The sequence below is a fragment of the Paraburkholderia sp. WS6 genome, from assembly GCF_030464835.1.
GTDB classification, from domain to species: Bacteria; Pseudomonadota; Gammaproteobacteria; order Burkholderiales; family Burkholderiaceae; genus Paraburkholderia; species Paraburkholderia madseniana.
This window is the reverse complement of record NZ_JALQCK010000012.1, coordinates 77,433-100,810: the sequence shown is the minus strand read 5'-3', so window position 1 is coordinate 100,810 and position 23,378 is coordinate 77,433. Positions and strand designations below refer to the sequence as shown.

At 63.9% G+C, this 23,378-nt stretch carries 19 protein-coding genes and 1 riboswitch; of the genes, 10 read left to right on the top strand and 9 right to left on the bottom strand.

Annotation, left to right across the window (positions count from 1 at the left end; genetic code table 11):
* Nucleotides 1-197: 197 nt before the first annotated feature.
* Together M0D64_RS16790 and M0D64_RS16785 are read right to left on the bottom strand one after the other, a co-directional pair.
* Nucleotides 198-2,150, bottom strand: a complete 1,953-nt coding sequence (locus M0D64_RS16790) for an AI-2E family transporter (RefSeq protein ID WP_266258549.1) — start codon at nt 2,148-2,150, stop codon at nt 198-200.
* Between the two features lie 137 nt (nt 2,151-2,287).
* Nucleotides 2,288-3,568, bottom strand: a complete 1,281-nt coding sequence (locus M0D64_RS16785; protein ID WP_266258548.1) for a DUF445 domain-containing protein — start codon at nt 3,566-3,568, stop codon at nt 2,288-2,290.
* A gap of 195 nt (nt 3,569-3,763) precedes the next feature.
* Here M0D64_RS16785 and M0D64_RS16780 point away from each other — a divergent pair, with 195 nt between their 5' ends.
* Together M0D64_RS16780 and M0D64_RS16775 are read left to right on the top strand one after the other, a co-directional pair.
* Complete coding sequence (locus M0D64_RS16780) at nt 3,764-4,906, top strand: DNA repair exonuclease (protein WP_266258547.1); 1,143 nt, start codon at nt 3,764-3,766, stop codon at nt 4,904-4,906.
* Complete coding sequence (locus tag M0D64_RS16775; protein ID WP_266258546.1) at nt 4,903-7,527, top strand: AAA family ATPase; 2,625 nt, start codon at nt 4,903-4,905, stop codon at nt 7,525-7,527. The genes M0D64_RS16780 and M0D64_RS16775 overlap by 4 nt, the downstream gene beginning before the upstream one ends.
* Before the next feature lie 73 nt (nt 7,528-7,600).
* Here M0D64_RS16775 and cobJ read toward each other — a convergent pair whose 3' ends face one another.
* The 4 genes from cobJ to cobG are packed head-to-tail and all read right to left on the bottom strand — an operon-like array spanning nt 7,601 to nt 12,229.
* Nucleotides 7,601-9,403: a precorrin-3B C(17)-methyltransferase gene (gene cobJ / locus M0D64_RS16770; RefSeq protein WP_266258545.1), complete on the bottom strand. Its 1,803-nt coding sequence runs from the start codon at nt 9,401-9,403 to the stop codon at nt 7,601-7,603.
* Nucleotides 9,391-10,122: a precorrin-2 C(20)-methyltransferase gene (locus M0D64_RS16765; RefSeq protein ID WP_154560496.1), complete on the bottom strand. Its 732-nt coding sequence runs from the start codon at nt 10,120-10,122 to the stop codon at nt 9,391-9,393. Before M0D64_RS16765 ends, cobJ begins: the two co-directional genes overlap by 13 nt.
* A complete protein-coding gene (locus M0D64_RS16760) occupies nt 10,123-10,749 on the bottom strand; it encodes a precorrin-8X methylmutase (protein ID WP_266239250.1) in 627 nt (208 codons plus the stop codon).
* Nucleotides 10,742-12,229: a precorrin-3B synthase gene (gene cobG / locus M0D64_RS16755; protein ID WP_301717543.1), complete on the bottom strand. Its 1,488-nt coding sequence runs from the start codon at nt 12,227-12,229 to the stop codon at nt 10,742-10,744. The genes M0D64_RS16760 and cobG overlap by 8 nt, the downstream gene beginning before the upstream one ends.
* A gap of 92 nt (nt 12,230-12,321) precedes the next feature.
* Nucleotides 12,322-12,501: riboswitch (cobalamin riboswitch) on the bottom strand.
* 84 nt (nt 12,502-12,585) lie between these two features.
* Here cobG and cbiE point away from each other — a divergent pair.
* The 4 genes from cbiE to cobM are packed head-to-tail and all read left to right on the top strand — an operon-like array spanning nt 12,586 to nt 16,514.
* Nucleotides 12,586-13,932, top strand: coding sequence for a precorrin-6y C5,15-methyltransferase (decarboxylating) subunit CbiE (gene cbiE / locus M0D64_RS16750; protein ID WP_266258543.1), 1,347 nt, complete (start codon nt 12,586-12,588; stop codon nt 13,930-13,932).
* Nucleotides 13,932-15,020 carry a cobalt-precorrin-5B (C(1))-methyltransferase gene (locus tag M0D64_RS16745; protein WP_266258542.1) on the top strand — a complete coding sequence of 363 codons (1,089 nt, stop codon included), beginning with the start codon at nt 13,932-13,934 and terminating at the stop codon, nt 15,018-15,020. Before cbiE ends, M0D64_RS16745 begins: the two co-directional genes overlap by 1 nt.
* The gene (locus M0D64_RS16740; RefSeq protein ID WP_266258541.1) at nt 15,017-15,739 is read left to right on the top strand and encodes a cobalt-precorrin-6A reductase; all 723 of its coding nucleotides are present in this window, start codon (nt 15,017-15,019) and stop codon (nt 15,737-15,739) included. Before M0D64_RS16745 ends, M0D64_RS16740 begins: the two co-directional genes overlap by 4 nt.
* Nucleotides 15,740-15,785: 46 nt before the next feature.
* Entirely contained in the window at nt 15,786-16,514 is a 729-nt protein-coding gene (cobM, locus tag M0D64_RS16735) for a precorrin-4 C(11)-methyltransferase (protein ID WP_211608026.1), read from the top strand.
* A 19-nt stretch (nt 16,515-16,533) separates the two neighbouring features.
* On the opposite strand, the gene M0D64_RS16730 is transcribed toward cobM, so the two are convergent.
* Both M0D64_RS16730 and speB read right to left on the bottom strand, forming a co-directional pair.
* Nucleotides 16,534-17,634, bottom strand: coding sequence for a polyamine ABC transporter substrate-binding protein (locus tag M0D64_RS16730; protein WP_266258620.1), 1,101 nt, complete (start codon nt 17,632-17,634; stop codon nt 16,534-16,536).
* A gap of 55 nt (nt 17,635-17,689) precedes the next feature.
* A complete protein-coding gene (gene speB / locus M0D64_RS16725; RefSeq protein WP_266239253.1) occupies nt 17,690-18,676 on the bottom strand; it encodes an agmatinase in 987 nt (328 codons plus the stop codon).
* Between the two features lie 184 nt (nt 18,677-18,860).
* Here speB and M0D64_RS16720 point away from each other — a divergent pair, with 184 nt between their 5' ends.
* A complete protein-coding gene (locus tag M0D64_RS16720; RefSeq protein WP_266258538.1) occupies nt 18,861-19,748 on the top strand; it encodes a LysR substrate-binding domain-containing protein in 888 nt (295 codons plus the stop codon).
* Nucleotides 19,749-19,807: 59 nt separating this feature from the next.
* On the opposite strand, the gene M0D64_RS16715 is transcribed toward M0D64_RS16720, so the two are convergent.
* On the bottom strand, nt 19,808-21,301 hold the full coding sequence (locus tag M0D64_RS16715; RefSeq protein ID WP_171927120.1) for an MDR family MFS transporter: 1,494 nt from the start codon (nt 21,299-21,301) through the stop codon (nt 19,808-19,810).
* 240 nt (nt 21,302-21,541) lie between these two features.
* Here M0D64_RS16715 and M0D64_RS16710 point away from each other — a divergent pair, with 240 nt between their 5' ends.
* The 3 genes from M0D64_RS16710 (at nt 21,542) to M0D64_RS16700 (ending at nt 23,244) form a co-directional block, all read left to right on the top strand.
* Nucleotides 21,542-21,802 carry a DUF1488 domain-containing protein gene (locus M0D64_RS16710; protein WP_154560487.1) on the top strand — a complete coding sequence of 87 codons (261 nt, stop codon included), beginning with the start codon at nt 21,542-21,544 and terminating at the stop codon, nt 21,800-21,802.
* Nucleotides 21,803-21,983: 181 nt separating this feature from the next.
* Nucleotides 21,984-22,487 (top strand): lipocalin-like domain-containing protein, encoded by a 504-nt coding sequence (locus M0D64_RS16705; RefSeq protein ID WP_154560486.1) that lies wholly within the window; start codon nt 21,984-21,986, stop codon nt 22,485-22,487.
* 121 nt (nt 22,488-22,608) lie between these two features.
* A complete protein-coding gene (locus tag M0D64_RS16700) occupies nt 22,609-23,244 on the top strand; it encodes a carbonic anhydrase (RefSeq protein ID WP_168435693.1) in 636 nt (211 codons plus the stop codon).
* The last annotated feature ends 134 nt before the right edge of the window (nt 23,245-23,378 follow it).

The window sequence follows — 23,378 nt, the reverse complement described above, 5'->3', positions numbered from 1 at the left end:
CCGATGGATTGCCCGCCGTGGCTTGAGTGCTCTCAGGAGGCGATGCGAATCGATAGGTGAAGTATGAAGGAGGGGTGGTGGCTGGCTGTCCTCATTTTGGGTACAAGGACTGGGCGTTCCGGCGATAGAAAGGCCGCAGGGCGCTTACGCACCCTGCGGCCTTTCTGATTCACGCAATGAAGACCGCGCAGACTTGCCTAATCCGCCCCGGCCAGATGCGAAGCCTGGCGCGAGTGCTGCACGCTCGCTCCCGCCCGGCATTCCTCGATCATCGCGCGGAACGTCGGCGCCGCGTGCGAAGCGCCGGTTGCACCCATCTCCGGACCGGCTTCCGGTGTGCCACCCACGCCCACAACCAAGGTAGCCCTCGGCCTCCATTCCCGCGTGCGCCGCAGCATGTTGCGCAGATACGGCGGTGACTCCGGCGCGTCGAGCGAGACGATGCAGATGATCGGCGCCTCCTTGAAGCTCGGTTCGTCGGCATGCGCGCTGCGATAGCCCGAGTGCGTGGCGATCATCGGCGCGAGACCCTGGCGGCCGAGCAATTGCACGGCGATCGCGGCGGTGACCTCATCGAATGCGCCGCGCCCAGGCACGCACAGGACCGACGCCCTGTCGGTTTCATGGTGCATCGGCGGATGGGCCGAAATGTGGCTGTCGTGCCGATCCGAAAGATCGGCCGTCGCCGATGCCGACATTGCGCCAGCGGAGTCGGCCGGTTCCGTGCGCGACAGACGATCCGGCAGTCCGTCGGCAATTTCCAGGTTTTCGACGATATCGACCAGTGCGTCATTGATTCGCGCCAGTTGCTCAGGCATCAACACCCCGCGCATCGCATCGTTGCGCGCAAGCTTGAGGCCTTCCAGTGCGACGTTGTCGTAGTAATCGATCAGCGACATCTCGCGCAGCAACCGCTCGGCCTGCACGATGGCTTCGTGCGGATCGTCAGCCAGAAGCCGTTGATAGAAGTTCTGCGCAGGCGTGAGAGCAGGCTGGTCGCCCAGCAGCACCGTGAGAAAGTTCAGACGATCCGCGTAGCGGCCCAGCGTGACGACGCACAGCGTGAGCGGCGTGGACAGCACGAGGCCGATCGGCCCCCACAGCCAGCTCCAGAAAATCGCCGCCACGACCACGGCCAGCGGCGACAGCCCCGAGCGATGACCGTACAGCAGCGGCTCGGCAATCTGTCCGGCCACCACATCGACGACGATGAACAGGATCAGCGTATAGACCGCCATCGTCCATTGAGGCTGGATGGCGGCCGCGAGAAACACGGCAAGAATCGCGGCGATCCAGATGCCGATGTACGGCACGAAGCGCAGCAACGCAGCAATCACGCCGAACAGCAGCGCGCCCGGCACGCCGATGATCGCGAGCCCGATGGCGATGATCCCGCCCGCGCTGAGATTCACGCCCAGTTGCGCGACGAAATAGCGGCTCAGCCGCCCGGCGGCGTCGTTGATCGCGGTGGTGGTGCGGTGCAGATCGCGTGAACCGAAAAGACTGATCAAACGGTCGCGCAGGTCTTCGCGTTGCAACAAGATGAAGATCGTGACGACCAGTACGATAAAGGTGGTCTCGATCGGCGCAATTGCCGGTGATAGTGCGCGTTGAGCGAGTTGCATCGGCGTGAGCGACGGCTCGTGTACTTCGACGGGCGTCGGCACAGCGGGTGCGTTGCGCGCCGCGCGTCCGGTGAGGCGCGGCGGGCTCGGCTTGCTCGGCGCGACGCGTTGCAGCGTGGCGGCGGCGCGGCTCATCAGCGAATCGGCCCGGCCGACGGTTTTCTCCTGCACCGTCTCGATCTTTTGCTCGATCGCCGCCTGATACTGCGGCAGATCGCCCGCCAGTTGCACCAGTTGCGCACCGATCAGCCCGCCGACGGCCAGCAAGGTGGCGAGTGCGAAGAGCACCGCGATAAAGATCGATGGCAACTGGCCCATGTGCAAACGCCGCAGCGCCTGCACGAGCGGTGCGAGCAGAAAGCTGAGCAGCACCGAGAGCGTGATCGGAATCAACACCTCGCGGGCGAAGTACAGTGCGCTGACCACCACGACGCCGGTGATGACCGAGGCCAACCCATGCAGACTGGGCGTGCCCGGCGGGTATACGCGGTTCGGCCGCCCAGGTGGCGGTAACGATATTTTCATGGACACACTTCTCGATGTTGTGGCGCTGTCGCTTTTGCTGAGGGTTTGCGCGGCTGGAACGGCGGCGGTCAGCTAAAGCGGCCGAGCAATTCATATGCCCGGATTGTAGGCGCTTTGGCGTGCGGCGGCCGCATCCCTTAGCCCATGTGCAAACGCAACAGCTCGAATAGCTGTGAGCTCGCATACAGCAGCAAGCCGATAAAGCCGCCCACAATCGTCCCGTTGATGCGGATGTACTGCAAATCCTTGCCGATGTTCAGCTCGATTTGCCGTGACATGTCGTGTGCGTCCCAGTTCTTCACTGTATCGCTGATGTGGCGCGTGAGGAACTGGGCAAAATCCGGCGCCATGGCGCGCGCCGCTTCTTCCAGGTGGTCGTTCAGCGACTGACGCAGCGCGGGGTCATGCGCCAGCTCGCGGCCCACCCACTGGCCCATTGCCATCACCCGGGCGTGCAGGGCCGAATCGTTGCTTTGCAGATCGCGTTTGAGCCATGCGCGCAATTCGCCCCACATGTCCTTCACATACGTGCTGAGTGCTTCGCCTTCCACCAGATAACGCTTCAGTTCCTCGCCTTTCTGCAGGAATGCCGGATCGGTCTTGAGTTTGACGATCAGCTTCTGCACCGCGTCGTCGAATTTCTGGCGCAACTGATGAGTGGGGTTCTCGCTGATCTGCTCGAGCATCCGGTTCACCACATTGGCGATCGTTTCGGCGCCTTTTTCGCCGAGCCATGCCGACGGCAGGATCATCTCCATCGTCGGATATTCGCTCTTCACCCATTCGACGATGCGCTCAGCGATAAACTCGCGCGCCTGCGGTTCTCGCAACAGCGCCACGACCTGCTCGATGCCGGCGTCGAGCAATTCCTGATGACGGCCGTCCTTGGTGAGCGTGTCGAGAATCGAGCCCATGGATTGCGACAGATCGACTTTGGCCAGCACGTCGCGCAATGCGTCCTTGATGAAGACCCGGATGCGCACGTCGTCGGTCAGTTCGAGAATGCCGCTCGTCAGTTTGACCACGTAGTCGCCCAGACGCGCGGTATTGGCCGGCTTCGTCAGCCAGCCGGTGATGCTTTGCGCCGGGTCGTATTTCTGGATCAGCCCGACCAGCGACGGCACGTCCAGAAATTTGTCCTGCACGAACACCGCGAGGTTGTCGGCGATCTTGTGCTTGTTCTTCGGAATGATCGCCGTGTGCGCGGAGACGATCGGGATCGGCACGCGGCGAAACAGTGCGACGACGGCGAACCAGTCGGCGAGCGCGCCGACCATGGCGGCTTCGGCCACTGCTTTAATGCCGTCCACCCAGAGGCCGCGCGGCATGAAGGCGGTCACGAGGAAAACGCAGGCGGCGGCCGCCAGCAACAGCAATGGGGTGCGCTTGGCCTTCTTCAGTTCGGTTTCTTTGTTCATCGGCAGCAGGGCAGCGGGGTTCTATTCGATTGGAATGGTGCGGTGCGATTGGCGTGCTGGTCCAGAAACGCGAGTGTAGCGCCGCTGTTCCTGCCGTGTGGCGCCGGCTTGGGACATTCTTTGACCCGCAGGCGCGGTAACATGAGCGCCGAATGAGTATTGAGTGACGATGCAATTGAACGGAATGGAGGCACAGTGATCAGGTTTCTGCACACCGCGGACTGGCAGATAGGTACGCAATTCGGCCAGTTCGAGCCGGACGAAGCCGCGCACCTCGCGGAAGCGCGCTTCGAGACAGTGCGCCGGATCGCTGAGGAAGCGGCGGCGCGCAAGGTTGACGCCGTGCTGGTCGCCGGCGACGTATTCGACCTGCAGACCGTCTCGGACACGGTGATTCGCCGCTTGTTCGGCGCGCTGCAAGCGTTTTCCGGGCCGTGGATCATGCTGCCGGGCAATCACGATGCCGCATTGGTCGAGAGCGTGTGGGCCCGTGCGCAGCGGCTGAACTGTGTTGCGCCGAACGTGCGGCTGGTGCTCGAACCCGGCGTGGTGACGCTCGACGCCTGCCAGTGCGCGTTGCTTTGCGCGCCGCTCACGCAACGCATCACTTACGACGACACGACGGGTTTCTTCGACACGACGGAGACGCCGCCCGGCTATCACCGTATCGGACTCGCGCATGGCAGCGTGAGTGGGATTCTGCAGGAGGGCATCGATTCGTCGAACCCGATCGCCCCGACGCGTGCCGCGAGCGCGCGTCTGGACTATCTCGCGCTCGGCGACTGGCACGGTCATTTGCGCGTCGACGAACGCACCTGGTATGCCGGCACGCACGAGCAGGACCGTTTCCGCGCCAACGATCCGGGCTTCATGCTCGACGTCACGCTGACCGAGCCTGGCGCCGTGCCGTCCGTTGAAGCGGTGCGGGTCGGTAAATATCAATGGCATCGTTGGGAAGAGGCGATCTCCGTGTCGACCGACGTCGATTCGCTCAAGCTGCGCCTCAGCGCGTTAGGCAGTCACGACGTGCTGCGGGTCACCGTAAGCGGTTCGACCGCGCTGGCCGAGGCCGAAGCCATTCACGTCGCGGTGGAAGAGACCCGCGCGCGGGTGCGTGCACTACGCGTCGATCTGAGTGGTCTGCAGGTGCTGCCCACCGCCGACGATCTCGCCGAACTCGGCGCGCAAAGCGGCTACCTCGCGAAGGTGGTGGCGCGTCTGCGAGGCTTGCAGGAGGACCCGCAGTCCGACCCGCAACAGGTCAAGCGCGCGGCGGAGGCGTTATTGCTTCTGGCGCGTTTTCAACGTGAACTGCCGCGCGAAGCGAGGTCCGCATGAAGCTGGAAAGCATCGCGATTCAGGAGTTCAAGCAGTTCACCGGACGGCTCGTCATCGACGATCTGCAGCCCGGACTCAATCTGTTCACCGGCCCGAACGAGGCTGGCAAGAGCACGATCGCCGAAGCCGTGCGGGCGGTGTTCCTCGAGCGCTACAAGGCTTCGCATCTGAAAGACCTGCTGCCGTGGGGCAAGGCGAGCGGGCAGCCGTCGGTTGAAGTGGCGTTCGACATGGACGGCACGGCCTGCAGGCTGTCGAAGCAGTTCGTCACCCGGCAGCGCTGCGAATTGAAGATCGGTCAAGCGGTGTTCGGCGAAGACGAAGCCGAAGACAAGCTCGCCGCGCTGCTCGGTTTTTCGCGGGCCGCGCGTGGGCCGCTGAAGGCGGAAAACGCCGGTGTCCCCGGTTTGTTGTGGGTGCAACAAGGCGGTACGCAGGAGGTGCGCGATTCCACGGGACATGCGGCGCAGTATCTGCGCGATGCGTTGTCGCAACTGTCGGGTGGTCATGAATCGGCGGGTGAGGATGCGCTGATCGCGGCGGTGCAGCGCGAGCTCCGGCAACTGCTCACGGCGCGTACGCAGAAGTCCACCGGCCCATTGGCCGAGGCCGAACAGGCGTTGGCGGCGCTGATCGAAGAGCGTGACGAACTGGAGCAGCAGCGCCAGCAGTTCGACGAGAACATCGTCCGGCTTGCCACGCAGCAGGAAGCCTTCGACGACGCGCAACGCAAGCGCCCCTGGGAGCTTCATGAGCAGAAGGCCGTGCAGGCGCAACAGCGCGCCGACGCCGCGGCCGAACTCGAACGCAGTCTTCAGGGGCTCTCCCAGTCGCTGCAATTGAAGGACGCAGAGTTGGCGCTTTCGTTGCAGCAGGAACAGGCGGCCACTGAACTCGAAGCAGCCGTTGCACGCGAGCGGCAGCAACTCGACGCCGCACGAGCCAATGTCTCGGCAGTTCAGAACGAACATGCGCAGGCTCAGGCGCGCGTGGCGAAATTTGAGCAGGCGGCTACCGATGCCAACCGCGCGTACGAACTGGCGAACGCCGCGGTAACCGCGGGCGATTTGCGCAGTCAGATCGCTCTGCACCGCACCGAGAGCGAGCGGCTCGAAGCCTCGATCGCGGCCGCCGGCAAGGCGAACGAGGCCGTGCTGGAGGCGACGCGCGCAGCGGCGGCGCTCGAAATCGACGGGGCGCAATTGAAGCGGCTCCGGTCGCTCGATGCGGAATTGACCGTGCTGCGCGCGCGCACCGAAGCGGCGATGACGCGCATCGAATACCGGTTGAATGGCGCGATCACCGTCGGCGATGCAGAGGTAAACGGCGAGGGCGTGCTGCGGCTCGACGAGGAAAAACTGATCGGTCTTGGCGAACTCGGCGAATTGCGGGTGATTCCGGGCGTTTCCGATCTGTCTGCGCGGTTGTCCGAGTTGGCGTCGCTCGAAGCCCAGCATGCGCAGTTGTTGCAGACGCTGGGCGTGGCGTCGCTGGGTGAGGCCGAGGCCAGGCACGAGCAGTGGAAGACGCTGGTCGCGCAGCAGAAAAGCCAGGCGAAGATTCTTGAGGTGCATGCGCCGCAGGGTATCGACGCGCTGCGGGCTGCGTTGGCTTCGGCGGATGCGCGATTGCAATCGGCTAACGGACGGCTTGCGGCCTTGCCCGATGTCTCCGCCGCGCCACCGCTCGACGAGGCTCGCCGCAACGCCGACATCGCACGTGATGCGCTGGACGCCGCCCGAAAAGTATTGGCGCAAGCGGCGGAAAAGCGGTCGACCGCTACGGCCACGACGGAATCGCTCGCCGCGCAACTCCAGCGTAAGGAGGCGCAACTGGGCGACGAGGCGTTCTGCCGCAACCGCGCGCTGTGGCAGACGAAAATCGTCGAGCAGCGTGTGCAGGTCGAGGCGCTGAAGAAACAGCTTGAAGGACGTGAGCGTGAGTTGGAAGCTGCGCGTCTCGACGATCCGGCGGCTGAAGCGAAGCGCTATCGGGCGTCGGCAGAACTTGCGCGCAACGAGCAGCACGAACGGCAACTGCGGATCGCGCAGTTGCGCAGTCAGCTCGAGACGGTTGGCGCGTCTGGGCTCGGGGAGCGTCTCGCTACAGTAAATGCTTCAGTCGAACAGGCCACGCGCCGCAAGGAAGAACTCAGCTTGCGGGCGAGCGCTTTGAGTCTGCTCGACGAAGTGCTTGTCGACGAACGTGATGCGGCGGTGGCGCAACTGCGCGCGCCGTTGACCGAGCGGCTCGGGCACTATCTGAAGCGGATTTTCCCGCAGTCGACGATTGCGCTCGGCGACGATCTGAGCCCGGCGACGCTGGATCGCTATGGTCGCGCGGATACGCTCGATGCGTTGAGCTTCGGTACACGGGAGCAACTCGGTATTCTGACGCGGCTGGCGTATGCGGATCTATTGAAGGCGTCGGGCCGCCCCACCTTGCTCATGCTCGACGACGCAGCCGTGCATACCGATGCGACGCGACGCGATGCGATCAAGCGCGCGCTGATCGACGCGGCGACGCGGCATCAGATTCTGGTGTTCACGTGCCATCCGGAACTCTGGGATGATCTGGGCGTCAGGCAGCGGGCGATTGAGGATTTGAAGGTGGCGGCATAGGGCATCGCGCGGGCGGATGGGGTGCAAATGGAGGCAATGGTGAGGGGGATGGGGCGAAAATAACCCACTGTGCTCACTCATACCACCGCGGCGTGTAAACCCATTCCCCGCCATCGACACCGTTAGCAAACGCGCGTGTCGTCGATGACCCCACGATCACCATCGTGCGCATATCCACATCGGACGAGCGCAGTTCACCGAGCGTGATCGTGCGCAGCGTGCTGCCCGGTCTGCCGATATCGCGGCCGAGCACGACTTTCGTCGCCGCAGCGCGATATTCCCGCACGATGTCCAGCGCTTTATCCAACTGCCACGGCCGTGCGCGAGAGATCGGGTTATAGAACGCCATCACCAGATCCGCTTCGGCCGCATGCCGAAGGCGCTTTTCGATGATGGTCCACGGTTTCAGATTGTCGGATAACGACAGCATGCAGAAGTCATGGCCTAACGGCGCGCCGGCTTGCGCCGCAGTTGCCATGGCAGCGGACACTCCCGGCACGATGGCGAGTTGGACCGAGCGCCAGTCAGCGTTCGTCGAAGCGCCTTCTTCGAGCGCTTCAAGCACCGCTGCCGCCATCGCAAACACGCCGGGATCGCCCGACGACACCATCACCACTGACCGTCCAGTGCTCGCGAGTTCGAACGCATGGCGCGCCCGCTGCATCTCTTCGCGATTGTCCGTGCCGTGTACGCGTTGGTCGGCACGCAAGGGGCCGGCCATTTTCACGTATGTTTCGTAGCCGAGAATATCGGTGGCTTCGTTCAGCGCCGTTCGTGCGGCGGGCACCATCAGATCGGCGCTGCCGGGGCCGAGGCCGATCACGGTCAAGCGGCCGCGCGTACGGCCAATCGTGTCCGGGTCGATTGCCAACGCGGCCAACGCGAGTGCAACCCCTGCGTCCGCGTCGTCATGCAAGGTTTGATAAGGGACGCGCAGCGCGGCATGCAGCAAATTGCTCGGCGGCTCGCCGTCCTCCGGGCCCGCCTGGGCAAAACGCAGCGGCACGTTCAGGCTCGCCGCGGCATCGACCAGCGCCGGGTTTGCCATGTGTTCGGAAGGAACCAGCAATGCCGCGAGCGAGAGTGGTGCAAGACCGTGCGCGCCCAATGCCTCGTGTACTAGCGCGGCGATTCGCGCGCCGGAAGCCGTCTGCGAATCAGCACCGGAATTTGTGCCGAGATCTGTATCCGTATTGGAATGCGCACCAACACCAGCACCAGCACCCGGAACCGTCACTGCCGCCACCACACTCCGCGGATGAATCACCAACTCATCATCCCGCCCATCCCACGCACGTGGCGTCACGCGGATCGCGAGACGTGCGGATTCAGAGCGAGGCAATTGCGCGTCATCGAGCCACGGCGCTTCACCCTCGATGCGCGTGCTTTCACCCGCCAGCAGATCAGACACGAAGCGCTTGCCTTGCGCTATATCGGCAAGCGCATAGCCCTCAGGCGGATTGAGCACACACGTTCCAAAGCGCAGTTCGCCACTCGTTGTAATCGCAGGCGACACGTTCAACGCAGCCGCAATCTCGCGAGCCATCACGTTGACTCCCGCAAGTCCACCGAGCAAGGGCACGACCGCACTCCCATCTTCTGCAACGGCCAGCACCGGCGGCTCGACGCCCTTATTCGACAACAAGGGCGCGACGCAACGAATCACGATCCCGGCGGCGCACAACGCGATGATCGGCGTACCGCGCGCATACAGATCACACAGATGCGTGCGGAGTTCCGTGTATGAGACGTCAGCCTCGACTCGGCCCTGCAAGGCATGCACCTGGCAACCGGCATACAACATCTGGATACGCCGTGCGGTCTCCAGCGCGCCCGCACCGAGAATCACGATCGCGGGCGGCGTCAACCTTGCCATTTTTCCCCCGGCACCACGAGCAGCGAAAAATACGGCGAGGCCATCGGGTCGACTTCGTCAAGCGGCACGATGCGCTGATTGCCCATGGTCGCGCGTTCGACATAAAGCGCACGATGCGCGAGTCCCAGTTCGCCGAGCACGCGCCGCACCTTATCGAAATTGCGGCCGAGTTTCATGATGACGGCAGCGTCGGCATCGGCGAGACGCCGCCGCAGTTCGTCTTCAGGCAACACGCCGGAGAGCACCGACAAACTCTGATTGCGATACACCAGCGGCGAGCCGAGTACCGCTGCACCGCCGAGCATCGAGCACACGCCGGGCACGACTTCGGCTTCGAAACGCGCCGCGAGGCGGTCGTGCAAATACATGTACGAGCCGTAGAAAAACGGATCGCCCTCGCAAATCACCGCTACGTCGCGGCCCGCGTCGAGATGGCCGGCGACGACCTCCGCAGCGGTGTCATAGAAGTCGGCGATGATCACTTCATACGAAAGCGGCGGTTCGAGCGCTTCGGTCGTGACGGGATAAACGAGCGGCAGATGCTGTTGAGCGTCATGCAGATGCGCCTCGATGATGCTGAAGGCGTTGCCCTTCTTACCCTTTGCGACGAAATACGCGACCACGGGCGCCGCTTTCAGCAAGCGCAGCGCTTTCAGTGTGATGAGCTCAGGGTCGCCGGGGCCCACGCCCAGTCCGAATAAACGTCCTTGCACCGTCATTTACTCGACCTCCGTCGCCAGTGCGTTCACGGCAGCGGCGGCCATCGCGCTGCCGCCGCGTCGGCCGTGAACCACGACGTAGGGCACGCCGCGACTGTCTTCGGCAAGCATCGCTTTCGATTCGGCCGCGCCGACAAAACCGACCGGAAAACCTAGGATCAGTGCGGGTTTTGCTGCGCCGGCATCGAGCATATCGAGCAAGTGAAAGAGGGCGGTCGGCGCATTGCCGATCACGACGACGCTGCCGGCCAGCCGCGCCCGCCACAATTCGAGCGCAGCCGCCGAGCGCGTATTGCCGAGTTCGCGTGCGAGTGCGGGCACGTCCTGATGCGTCAGCGTGCAGATCACGTCGTTGTTCGCGGGCAGGCGTGCGCGCGTGATGCCTTGCGCCACCATGCCGGCATCGCACAGAATCGGCGCGCCTTGCGCCAGTGCCGTACGGCCCGCGGTGCCTGCGCCTTCGGAAAACTGAAGATCTTCAACGACGTCGACCATGCCGCAGGCGTGGATCACGCGCACCGCGAGTTTCTCGAGGTCGGCGGGGATGCGCGACAGGTCGGCCTCCGCACGTATCGTCGCGAAGGATTGGCGATAGATCTCCTGACCGTCGCGAATGTAATCAAGCATCTGAGGGGCTCCGGGCCGGGTGTGCCAATGGGTCGAGCATGTCGGCGGCCTGTTCGATCGTGAGTTGGTGCGCGACGCGCGAGCCGAAACCCGGCTGGCCGTCGCGTCGATAAAGGTCGTAGATGCCGGGCTCCGCAGCCAGCAGCGTGTACGGCGCGCAATGTGCGGCAGCGCATGAGCGCGGACAGCCGCTCAGATGGACGTCGATGCCATCGGGTAAGCGATCTGCTAGCCGTAACGCATCGGCTTTGGTGTCGGCGAGGCTTTTTGCACAGCCTGTGGAACCGGCGCAGGCGATCAGACGTGTCATAGGCTGCGCAGGATCGCATGCGAGGCCTAGCGCGTTCATTTCAGCGAGCACGGTGGGTGCGGCATCGGCTGCGATATCGGGTAGTAACACGCTTTGCCAGGGCGTCATGCGCAGCGTGCCGTTGCCTTGCTGTTGCGAGAGCGTGGCGAGGCCGCGCAAGGTCGTGGCGTCGAGGCGTCCGAGCGGCGGTTGGCCGCCTACGTGCAGCATTCCCACGACTCGCTGTGCGTGCGCGCCGAGTCGCAACGTGGCATCGGCGGGCGTGGGGCGTAGCCAGTTTGCAAGCGATGTGTCGCGTGACAGTGGGAAATCGACGTACGTTTGAGCGTGCTGCAATAGCGCGTCGACGGGATGCGTGGCGAGCAGGTGACGCATGCGCGTGGCATCTGGGGCGGCCAGATCGAGGAACGTATGCAGCAGCGCGCGGACGAGGTCTGTGACTTGCGCGGGCAGCACTGCGGCGAGAGCGCCTGCGTAATTCGGATGAGGATGGTCAACGGCGCTATGCGAGCCGGTACGCGCGATATGCGGGAAGGCATTCGCATCCGCGTCCGCCACGGCAGGCGGACAACCCGCCAATCCGAACACAAATCGCACACCGTCTTCGGCCTGCATGGCTGCCAGCCAAACATCATGCGGATGATCCAGCCTGGCAAGGCGCTCACCACCATCGAGCAGTAGCGCGAATTTCGGCGATAGCGCCGCGAAACGCGCTTCGGATTGCAGCAATGTGAGCATTTCGATGCAAAGCGGCCTCGTATCGAACAGCGCAAATGGATCACGCCCCGCAGCCGGGCTCACCATCACGTTACGCACATCGTCCGCCGAGCTCGCGAGCAGCAAGTTGTCAGCATCCACCGCACCGGTCGCCCGAATCGGCCCAAGCCCCGCATCGACCAGCGCCGCGATCAACGCCGCTTCATGCCCGCTTCGCACGCCACGCACCTGCAGATTCGCGCGATTGGTCAGCTCGACCACACCGGCCGCATGCCGCTCGCTGACGTCGGCGATCACCGCGGCCTGCGCCGCGCTCAACTCACCGCCGGGCAATTTGATCCGGCAAATCCCCCCATCGCGCGCCGCGACGATGCGCAGCAGCCCCGGGCACGCCGAGGGCCGCAGCGCGAGGGCCGCATCGGGCAAAGCAGTGGAGGGCGAAGCTTGATTCAAGACGGACACCGGGTTGAGCGTCGCGCGACGGCCCGAGCAAGCCGCAAAGCGGCGATTGCTACGGCATCGGTACACCCCGCCCGATGTAGGCTGGCACGAACAGTCTGGCCGGCAGGTCTCCTGGCTGGCAGGTCATGGTCCGCCGCGGCCTTCCCGGTCGAACCAGTGGCGCGGAGCGCAGGCGGACTCGCTGCATACAGTTGCGGGGGCAGCCACAGCAACACTGTGTTCCCTCTTCGGCCCCGAAGGGCACCGGCGGCTGTATTATGCCTTTTTTCGAACAGCACAACGAGGCTGGACGCTTTGATCGGCGTGGCACAGCGCATTATTTGAAGATACAGAAAGAGGATGGATGCATGCCGGCATGGCTGACCGTGGTGGGCATAGGCGATGACGGCTTCGCCGGCTTGGGGAGGCCCGCGCGGCGTGCTTTGCTGGAAGCGTCGGTGGTTTATGGCGGCGAACGTCATCTGGCGATGCTGCCCGCGCGCCTCGCCGCGCGCCGCGCGGCATGGCCCAGGCCGTTCGATCTCGCGCCTTTGCTGGCCGAGCGCACGGGGTCGGTGTGCGTGCTGGCGAGTGGGGATCCGATGCTGTTCGGCGTCGGCGCGACCCTCGCGCGGCAGTTGCCGGCAGGCGAGTTGCGGGTGCTGCCGGCGCCGTCGTCGTTGTCGCTGGCGGCCGCGCGGCTTGGCTGGCCGTTGCAGGACGTCGCCACGGTTTCGCTGGTGGGAAGGCCATTGCCGGCGCTGAATGCTCATTTGCACGACGGCGCGCGCGTCTTCGTGCTGAGTGCCGACGGGCGCACGCCCGCCGCGCTGGCCGAACTGCTGAATGCGCGTGGGTTCGGCGCGACCCGGATGACCGTGCTGGAACATTTGGGCGGCAATCTGGAGCGGTGTATCGATGGCCGTGCGGACCAGTGGTCTGCGGGCGAAGTGGCAGCGTTGAACCTGATCGCACTCGAATGCCGTGCAACGGAGGGTGCTCCGCGTCTGCCGTTGACCGTCGGCTTGCCCGACGACGCCTTTCGCCACGACGGTCAGTTGACCAAGCGCGACGTCCGCGCGATCACGCTGGCACGCCTCGCGCCGACGCCCGGCGAATTGCTTTGGGACGTGGGCGCGGGCAGCGGCTCGATCGGCATCGAATGGATGCGCGCGCACCCGACCTGCCGCGCGATTGCGATCGAAGGGCACGCGGAGCGGCAGCGGTTCATCGAACACAATCGCGATGCGCTGGGCGTGCCGGGTTTGCAACTGGTGGCCGGCCGCGCGCCTGATGCGTTGGAGGGATTGGCTGTGCCCGATGCCGTGTTCATCGGCGGTGGGGTGACGGTGCCGGGCGTGCTCGACGCGTGCTGGGCGCGTCTGCGCGACGGCGGGCGTCTGGTCGCCAATGCCGTGACCTTGCAAGGCGAGGCCGCGCTGGCAGCGTGGCGTGAGCAACACGGTGGCACGTTGACCCGCATTGCGCTGGCCGACGCACAGCCGCTTGGCGGCTTCGATACGTGGCGCCAGGCGCTGCCGATCACGCTGCTGGAGGTCACGAAGCTGGCTGACGGCGCCGACGGCACGTTCCGTGCGAGCGGCGCGAACAGCACGAGGAATACGAGCAGCACGAACGCCGCTAGTGGCATCAATCCCGCCATTTGCACATCCGGCACCTCAGCCACCCCCGCAGACTCACCACCCCACCCGTAATGCGCGAAGAAACGCCCGAACAACCCGCACCGCTGCGTAGCGGCTACACGACCGGCAGTTGCGCCACCGCGACGTCTCTCGCGGCCGCGCGTCTGCTGCTCGCGGGTATCGTCAGCGAGGTCGCGGAGATCGTGTTGCCAAAGGGCCAGCATGTGCCGATGCCGCTGGTGTTCTGCCGCCTGACCGCCGACGGCGCGGAAGCGGGCACGGTGAAAGACGCTGGCGACGACCCCGACGTGACACACGGCGCGATCGTATTCGCCCGCGTGCGACTGCTTGCCGAACCGGGTGTGATCTTCCGCGCAGGGCCAGGCGTTGGCACCGTGACGCGCGCCGGCCTCACGCTGCCCGTCGGCGAACCAGCGATCAATCCGGTCCCGCGCAAGATGATGACCGAGCATCTGACCGAGCTCGCGGCGGAACATGGGTACGGCGGCGGCTTCGAAGTGACGATCGGCGTCGAAGGCGGCGAAGCACTTGCACTGAAAACGATGAACCCGCGCCTCGGCATTCTCGGCGGCTTGTCGATTCTCGGCACTACCGGCATCGTCCGGCCGTTCTCGTGCTCGGCCTATATCGCATCGATTCATCAGGGCATCGACGTCGCGCGTGCGAACGGTTACATGCATCTCGCGGCCTGCACCGGCAACGCAAGCGAAGACGCGATGCGCGCGCATTACGGTCTGCCGGACATCGCGCTGATCGAAATGGGCGACTTCGTCGGCGCGGTGCTCAAGCATATGAAGCGTGCGCCGGTCGAGCGCTTGAGCGTGTGCGGCGGCTTCGGCAAACTCAGCAAACTGGCGGCCGGGCATCTCGATCTGCATAGCCGCAATTCGAGCATCGATCTGGAACGGCTTGCGACCTGGGCCGCGGAGTATGGCGCCGACGACGCGTTGCAGGCGGCGATCCTCGCCGCCAATACGAGTCAGCAGGCGGTCGCGTTGGCTCACGCGCAAAACGTGCCGCTCGGCGATATCGTCTGCCGTCACGCGCTTGCCATCGCGCGCGCTATCGTGCCGCCGCAGGTTGCGGTCGAAATGTTTGCGATCGATCGCCAGGGCAATCTGATCGGAGCCGCGCAATGATGCGGATCCTGCTGCTCGGTGGCACCGGCGACGCTTTGCGGATCGCCAGGCAGCTCGGTCCTGAGCATGTGTACAGTCTCGCGGGCCTTGGCAAGGTGCCGGACGATCTGTCATGCGAGGTGCGCGTGGGCGGCTTCGGTGGCAGCGAAGGGTTGGCGCGTTATATCGAGGACAGACGCATTAGCCTCGTGATCGACGCGACACATCCGTACGCCGCGCAGATCAGCGCCAATGCCGCGAAAGCGAGCGGCGCCGCGCAGGTACCGTGCTGGGCGCTGCGCCGCGAGGGCTGGCAGCCGCAAGCTGGCGACGACTGGCGCATGGTCGACGATTGGACCGAACTTACGGCCGCGCTTGCTTCATTCAAGCGACCACTGTTCACGCTCGGACGCGAACCGCTCGCGCATCTCGACGAAATCCCGCCGCAGCAATTCTGGACAATACGCTGCCTCGGCGCACACGAAGCCAATCCACGTGCGCGAATTCTGGCGACACGCGGGCCGTTTACGCTCGAAGGGGAGCGAGCGCTGTTCAGCGCGGAAGCATTCGATGTCGTCGTCAGCAAAAACAGCGGCGGCAGCGCCACCGAAGCGAAACTCGAGGTCGCGCGCGAACGCGGCTTGCCGGTGGTCATGCTGCGACGCCCTGAATTGCCCGCAGTCGATCGCGAGTTTGCTAGCGTGGCCGACTTGCTGGAAGCGTTGCAAGTCTCAGGTTAAATGGCGCATGCATGTCATGCCGGCCAAACGAATCATGGAGTAATGAATGACGGTGTTTTTTATCGGCGCGGGTCCCGGCGACCCGGAACTGATCACGGTGAAAGGGCAGCGCCTCGTGCGTGGCTGCCCGGTGATCCTGTACGCCGGCTCGCTGGTGCCGGCCGCTGTGTTAGAGGGGCATAGCGCGGAGCAAGTCGTAAATACCGCCGAACTCGACCTCGATCAGATCGTCGCGTTACTCAAGGCCGCACACGACAAAGGCCAGGACGTGGCACGCGTGCATTCCGGCGACCCGTCCTTGTATGGCGCGATCGGCGAGCAGATCCGCAGACTTCGCGAACTCGACATTCCCTACGAGATCGTACCGGGCGTGACGGCAACCGCGGCATGCGCGGCGACCCTCGGCTGCGAACTCACCTTGCCCAATATTTCGCAGACGCTGATCCTCACGCGCTTTGCAAGCAAAACGACCATGCCGGAAGGCGAGCAACTCGCCGACCTCGCGAGACATCGCGCGACGATGGCGATTCACCTAGGCGTGCGCCATCTTGCACGCATCGTCGATGAACTACGGCCGCATTACGGCGGTGCGTGTCCGATCGCGGTGATCTATCGTGCGAGCTGGCCGGATGAAGAAAAAATCACCGGCACGCTCGACGATATCGTCGGCAAAGTGCAGTCCACCAATATTGAGCGGACTGCGCTGATCCTGGTGGGACAAGTGCTGGCGGCTGAAGGATTCGCGGAGTCGACGTTGTACGCGAAAGGCGGCTGATCCGTACACCGCCGATTCGTTATCCCCCTGTTTTCAACTGCGCCCACAACCTGCCCTCCAGACGTTTGATCTGAGCGGGCAAGGGCTTGAGCAGAAACAGCGTTTTCAACACGGACTCAGGCGGGTACACGGTCGGATCGTTGAGAATTTCCGGCCGCACGAATTTGCGCGCGGCGGCGTCCGCATTCGGATAGAACACCTCATTGGTGATCCCGGCATGAACCTCGGGGCGCTCGATGTAGTTGATCCAGTCGAGCGCCGCCTCCGGATGCGGCGCATCCTTCGGGATCGCCATCATGTCGAACCAGACCGGCGCGCCGCCTTGAGGGATGAAGTATTTGACCTCGTAACTCTTGTTGGCATCGCGCGCGCGATGGCTCGCCATCGACACGTCACCCGACCAGCTCAACGCGAAACAGATGTCATCGCCCGCAAGATCGTTGATATAACTCGTCGCGTTGAACTGCGTGATGTACGGGCGGATCTTCTTTAGCGCGTCGTACGCGGCCTGGTAGTCGGCCGGATTTACGCTGTTCGGATCACGCCCAAGATAGTGCAGTGTGACCGCGAATACATCGGTCGGTGCATCGAGTATGGACACGCCGCAACTCTTCAGCTTGCTCAGATACTCGGGCTTGAAGAGAATGTCCCAGTTATCGAGCGGCGCATCGTTGCCGAGAATCTTCTTTACCCGCGTGACGTTGTAGCCGAGGCCCGTGGTGCCCCACGCCCACGGCACCGCGTACTGGTTGCCGGGGTCCGCATCGGCGACCAGCTTGAGCAGACTGTGGTCGAGGTTCACCAGGTTCGGCAGTTTCGATTTGTCGAGCTTCTGGTAGATGCCGGCAGCGATCTGCTGGGCGAGAAAGTTCGAGGTCGGCACCACGACGTCGTAGCCGGTCGAACCCGTCAGCAGTTTCGCCTGCAAGGTTTCGTCGCCGTCGTAGACGTCGTATTGCACGTGAATGCCAGACTCTTTCTCGAAGTTCGGCACGGTGTCTTTCGCGATGTAGTCGGCCCAGTTGTACAGATTGAGCTGCTTTTCGTCGGCGTGTGAGGCGGTGCCGAACGCGCAGAACAACAGCGCTGCCAGCAGCGGCGCGGTCGGCCTCGGCTTCATGAAGGTGTGGGGCATGATGGTCGTCCAGAGAGGATTCAACAGAGCGGTCGCGGCCTTACATACGCTGATGGCGTTGCAGCTTCTGATTGCGCATCAGGCACAACATATCGGCGGCAAGGTGGGCCGCGGCGAGCGCGGTGACGTCGCTGTGGTCGTAGGGTGGCGACACCTCCACCACGTCCGCGCCGACCAGATTCACGGCGCCCAGCGCGCGAACGATTTCCAGCGCCTGTGCCGAGCTCAGGCCGCCCGCCACCGGCGTGCCCGTGCCGGGCGCGAAGGCCGGATCGAGGCAGTCGATGTCGAAGGTGAGGTAGGTGGGCGCATCGCCGACAATCGACAACACTTCGTCGATGGTCGCCTGTGTGCCATTGCGATGGACCCAGGGCGCGTCGAGAATGCGCACGCCCATGAAGTCGTCGTTCCAGGTGCGAATGCCGATCTGCACCGAGCGCGCGGGATCGATCAGCCCTTCACGGATCGCCCTGTAGAACATCGTGCCGTGATTCAGCGAATCGGGGTTGTCGTCCGGCCACGTGTCGCAATGCGCGTCGAAGTGGATCAGGCTCAACGGCTTGCCGTATTTTTCAGCGTGCGCGACCAGCAGCGGGTAGGTGATGTAGTGGTCGCCGCCGAGCGTCAGCATGCGGGTGCCCGTGGCGAGAATCTCGCGGGCATGGGCGATGATCGCGTCGCGAATGCCGAGCGGGTTGTGGGCGTCGAACCAGCAGTCGCCGTAGTCGACCACGTTCAGATGATCGAACGGGTCGACGCCCCACGGAAACGCGCCCAGTTCGGCCAGTTGCACCGAGGCGGCACGCATGCCCGCCGGGCCGAAACGCGTGCCGGGGCGGAAGGTGGTCGCGAGGTCGAGCGGAATGCCCGATACGGCGACGTCGACGCCGATGAGATCGCGCGTATAGGGCCGGCGCATGAAGGACAGCACGCCGGCGTAGGTGGGCGCATGGGGTTGGCCGGCCGCGTCAGTGCCCGCGGCAGGGGCGGTCGAGGCGGGGTGCAAAGCGTTCAGGTTCAGGGTCATACACGTCGATCCGGTCAGTTTCAGTGAGCGCCGTCACACAAATATTTCTCATGTCTGACGAAACAGCATGCGGCGTGTGAAGGGCAACTGGCGCTATGATTGCGAGGCAATATTCCGGCGAAAAGCGAAGAATCTTGCTGGAAGTATCGATATTTCTAATATCTCCCCTGACCGTGGCGACCCGATGCGAAGACTTCCCCCTCTGCAGGCCTTGCTCGCTTTCGACGCCGCCGCGCGCCTCGGCAGCTTCACGCGCGCGGCGCAAGAACTCGCGCTGACCCAATCGGCGATCAGTCATCAGATCCAGCAACTCGAGGAATGGGCCGGGGTGCCGCTGTTCCGGCGGATTGGACGCGGCGTTGCGCTGACGGCCGCCGGCGTGCTGTTTGCGCAGACCGTGACGTCGGCGATGACGACCCTCGCGGATGGGCGCGATCGCATCGAACCCTATGGCAATCCCGACTCCGTGATCATCTATTGCGCGCCGCAGTTCGCGACGGGCTGGATCATGCCGCGCATGCCGGCGTTTTCGGAGGCCATGCCGAACATCGAGATCTGGCTCGTTACCGGGGACGAGGTCAACGAGATCGATCGTGTCGATGTCGACCTGATCGTTTCCACGAAGGAGATCCGCACGCCCGAAGTGATCTGCGAGCCGTTGCTCGACGAGGAGGCGGTCGCTATCTGCGGACCCGTGACCGCGCGCCGTCTGCGTTCGGCGCCCTTTCCCGAGGTGTTGACGCAGGCGCCGTTGCTGGTGCTCGAGCAGCGTCCGGAGTGGGCGCCGTGGTTGCCTGAGTTAAGGCGCGGCGGTTTGCGCACGCGGCGCGCGATGACGGTCGACGACCCCCGCATCCTTGTGGCGGCCGCCGAGCAGGAAGCGGGCATCGCGATGGTGTCCCGGCTCACCGCCGGCGACGCGTTGACGAGCGGGCGCGTCGAGGTCCTGCCGCAGGTCGCGGGGTTCGCACTCGCGCCGCTCTGGCTGATGCGCTCCGCCCAACCGGCGCGCTCCGCGGCGGTGGATGCGGTTTATGCGTGGATGGTGAGGCTCTGCCGGGACGGTGGTTGACGCGCAGCAGTTTCATGACGAAGGCAAACGTCACAATGGTGCCAGGCGCATAGCGAAGCTCAGTCCTCAAGCGGCGATAACGCTTCAAGTGGCACCTGCTTCGCCGGCCCGATGTTGATCGCCGGCACGAATCCCAGCAGCACGACCACAAAAATCGCAATCGCGAAGATCGAGATAAAGGTCAGGTGCAGCGACTGATGCAGCACCATGCGGATCATGTCGCTATCGGCAAGACTCGCCACCTGATTCTGCAACAGCGCCTTCAACTGATCCGACGTGACCACGGCGACGTCCTTCGAGTGACTGAGCCCGAAGTTGAGCACCGCGCCGAACAGCGTCGCGCCCAGCGTGCTGCCGAGATTGCGCGAAAAGAGATTCGATGCGGTGGCGCTGCCGCGCTCATCCATCTTGACGATCTCCTGGATCAGCACCAGCGAACTGACGCTCGACGTGCCCATGCCGAAACCCATGATGAGCGAGCCGAACGCCGCGATGAGCGGCGAGCCGCCAGGCTGCAGAAACAACAGCAGCACCGCGCCAATCGGGATGAACGCGCTGCCGCCGATCAGAATGCGCCGCAAGCCGATACGGTGAAATGATTTCGCCGCGAGCGTCGCACCCGCGGGCCAGCCCACCATCATCATCGTGAGCGCAAGACCGGCGACCACCGGAGAGCGGTGCAGCACGCCCTGAACATACATCGGCAGGAAGGTGGTGGAGCCCATCAGGATCATGCCGGACAGCACGGTTGCTGCATTGCACGCGGCAATCGGCCGGCGGCTCCAGAGCGCGAACGAGATCATCGGCTCAGTAGCGCGGCGTTCCTGGAACACGAACAACAGCAGGCACAGCATGAACGCGCCGCCCGCGAGCGATGCTTTGGCGATGTCGTCGTCGCCGGCGTAAGTCAGCGCCATCATCAGCGCGGCGATCGCCGCCATGAACAGCGCCGCGCCCGCGAAGTCGATCGACGGACGCGCATGCCGTTCCGATTCGCGCAGGAACGCGATGAAGCCGGCTGCCGAGGCAAGGCCGATCGGCACGTTCATCCAGAAGATCCACGCCCACGACAGGTTGTGAATGATGAAGCCGCCCACCATCGGCCCGACCACCGCTGAAATGGCCCACACGCTGGCGAGATAACCTTGCACCTTGCCGCGTTCGCGCGCCGGATAGAGGTCGGCGACGATGGTCAGCGTGACCGGCTGGATCGCGCCCGCGCCGACGCCTTGAATCAGGCGGAATACGATCATGGCGGGCATCGACCAGGCGAAGCCGGCCAGCACCGAGCCGAGCAGAAAGATGGCGATGCCGGCAAGCATGACCGGCTTGCGTCCATAGAGATCGGCGAGCTTGCCGAATACCACGGTCATCGCGGTTTGCGTCAGCAGGAACGATGAAAAAACCCAGCTATACAGATGCAGATCGCCGAGTTGCGCGACGATCTGCGGCATGGCGGTGGAAACGATGGTGGCTTCGATGGCGACCATCGCCATTGATGCCATGACTGCGGCAATGACTAAAGGACGCGACGATTGCGGGCTGCGGGACATGGGGCGGGTAGTATTAGGATGTTGGAAGCGTCTGACGGCGTGAAAGGTGGCATGCACGCCGCGACGCAAAAGCGCGGCCGCACAAAAGCGGCCGATGTCGAGTATGCACCTTGCGGAGAATGTGCGCTCTGAACGCGCGCAGCGATGGCCAGGCTCAAGCCGCTTTGATTCGGCTTTAAAGCGGCAGCCTGGTACAGCCTTTGCGCGTTCACCGCTACTTTCGCCAAATGGAGGGTCATTATGAGGATCGAATTCACCGGACGCCGTGAAGTGGTGGCAGCGGCGCGCGTCGCCTTCGAAGCCAATGTCGATGGGGCTGACGTCTGGTGCAGCGTGTCGCTGGACGCGCTGAACGACCATTTCGGCAACGCGGGACCATCGGCCCACGATCTGGTCGGTACCTTCGAGGCCAATCGCGCGCGGATTGAAAACGCTACGCGGCGGGTCCTCGAAAAAAACGGGGGACGATCCGTGGAGCTCGAAACCGCGGATTTCAACTGAGGGCTGAGCGGCCCAATTCTTGACTTAGGGGGGGCGGTCCGGCATCTGCGCGCCGGGCCTGCTCCAATAGCTTTTCATTCGCAAACCACCTAGGCTTCAAAGCACCCGAACCCAATCCGCAGCACCAGCGGAGCGCGATGGATTCGTCTGACCTCATGTCCTCGCACGCGTGGAGAGCGTCATGAAACCAACTTACCGAGTCTTCGCCGTCATCGTGATCGCGCTCGCAGCATGGTGCGCGCCAGTGCGAAACGCTTTTGCTCAAGCAGCGGACAGCCTCGTGGGGTCGTGGTCGCTTGTCTCGTTGACGGTGGCGAGGAGCGGCAACGAAGTGGAATTGCTCGGTCCGCATCCGCAAGGGCAACTCGTCTTCGGCAGTGATGGGCGCTACGTGCTGCTCGTGCTGAACTCCGACCTGCCGAAGTTCGCTTCAGGGGAGAGGCAGCAAGGCACGGCGGAAGAAAACGCAAAGATCGCTCGCGGCAGCGTCGCGCATTTCGGCACGTATACCGTGGACCCGGCGGCGCGGATTATCGTCTTTCACATTCAAAAGAGTACGTTTCCGAACTGGGACGCGGATGTCCAGCGCCGCCCATTTACGCTCGACGGTGACCGGCTGACATACATCACGCCTGGCGCCTTCGGCTATGGATCGTCGAAAGTCGTGTGGCAACGAATCAAATAGCGCGCCTCACTGCGGGCATACGATTCGCGCTGCGGTATAGTCGCGGCAACCGAACTCAGACACACCTTGGACCTTTGCCGCGGACTCGGCAGGCTGAGGCTTTGACTATCCGGAGAATGTCGTGCAGGAAATCATAGAAGGATTCATCCGCTTTCAACGCGAAGTCTTTCCGCAGCAAAGCGCATTGTTCAAACGTTTGTCGATTGCGCAAAGTCCGCGCACGCTGTTCGTGACCTGCTCGGACAGCCGTGTCGTCCCCGAGTTATTGACCCAGGTGGAGCCCGGCGCGTTGTTCGTGATCCGCAACGCGGGCAACATCGTGCCGTCTTACGGCCCGGAGCCAGGCGGCGTGTCGGCCACCGTCGAATACGCGGTGGCGGTACTGGGTGTGCGGGATATCGTGATCTGCGGGCACTCCAATTGCGGGGCGATGACGGCGATCTGCACGTGCAAGAACCTCGACCATCTGCCGGCCGTGGCGGGTTGGCTCCGTCACGCCGACGCGGCGAAAGCGATCAACGCATCGCGAACTTATGCGTCAGATGCCGAGCGTCTCGACGCCCTGGTCAAAGACAACGTGATGGCTCAACTCGCGAATATTCGCACGCATCCGTCGGTGGCCGTGGGCCTCGCGAACAAAACGCTGCGACTGCATGGCTGGATTTTCAATATCGAAAGCGGCGCGATGCTCGCACTCGATGGGCGCACAGGAGAGTTTCTGCCGTTGGTGGACAACCCTGAAATTTATGTTGTCTAGCCGTGCATGGCGGCCCGCGAAAAGCGGGCGCGGTAATGCCGGAAAACCTCTTCGGCGTTCCAGATAGCCGCCTATACTGCCAGAGCGCCTGGAGCCGACGATACCGCTCCGCCGTGTGTTGCAACGCGCGCCGC

Coding starts and splice junctions, on each gene's coding strand:
- M0D64_RS16760 (WP_266239250.1), bottom strand. CDS start 10,749: ATGCTTGATTACATTCGCGACGGTCAGGAGATCTATCGCCAATCCTTC.
- M0D64_RS16710 (WP_154560487.1), top strand. CDS start 21,542: ATGAGGATCGAATTCACCGGACGCCGTGAAGTGGTGGCAGCGGCGCGC.
- M0D64_RS16715 (WP_171927120.1), bottom strand. CDS start 21,301: ATGTCCCGCAGCCCGCAATCGTCGCGTCCTTTAGTCATTGCCGCAGTC.
- M0D64_RS16730 (WP_266258620.1), bottom strand. CDS start 17,634: ATGAAGCCGAGGCCGACCGCGCCGCTGCTGGCAGCGCTGTTGTTCTGC.
- M0D64_RS16765 (WP_154560496.1), bottom strand. CDS start 10,122: ATGACGGTGCAAGGACGTTTATTCGGACTGGGCGTGGGCCCCGGCGAC.
- cbiE (WP_266258543.1), top strand. CDS start 12,586: ATGCCGGCATGGCTGACCGTGGTGGGCATAGGCGATGACGGCTTCGCC.
- M0D64_RS16720 (WP_266258538.1), top strand. CDS start 18,861: ATGCGAAGACTTCCCCCTCTGCAGGCCTTGCTCGCTTTCGACGCCGCC.
- M0D64_RS16775 (WP_266258546.1), top strand. CDS start 4,903: ATGAAGCTGGAAAGCATCGCGATTCAGGAGTTCAAGCAGTTCACCGGA.
- cobM (WP_211608026.1), top strand. CDS start 15,786: ATGACGGTGTTTTTTATCGGCGCGGGTCCCGGCGACCCGGAACTGATC.
- M0D64_RS16785 (WP_266258548.1), bottom strand. CDS start 3,568: ATGAACAAAGAAACCGAACTGAAGAAGGCCAAGCGCACCCCATTGCTG.
- M0D64_RS16705 (WP_154560486.1), top strand. CDS start 21,984: ATGAAACCAACTTACCGAGTCTTCGCCGTCATCGTGATCGCGCTCGCA.
- cobJ (WP_266258545.1), bottom strand. CDS start 9,403: ATGGCAAGGTTGACGCCGCCCGCGATCGTGATTCTCGGTGCGGGCGCG.
- M0D64_RS16790 (WP_266258549.1), bottom strand. CDS start 2,150: ATGAAAATATCGTTACCGCCACCTGGGCGGCCGAACCGCGTATACCCG.
- M0D64_RS16740 (WP_266258541.1), top strand. CDS start 15,017: ATGATGCGGATCCTGCTGCTCGGTGGCACCGGCGACGCTTTGCGGATC.
- speB (WP_266239253.1), bottom strand. CDS start 18,676: ATGACCCTGAACCTGAACGCTTTGCACCCCGCCTCGACCGCCCCTGCC.
- M0D64_RS16745 (WP_266258542.1), top strand. CDS start 13,932: ATGCGCGAAGAAACGCCCGAACAACCCGCACCGCTGCGTAGCGGCTAC.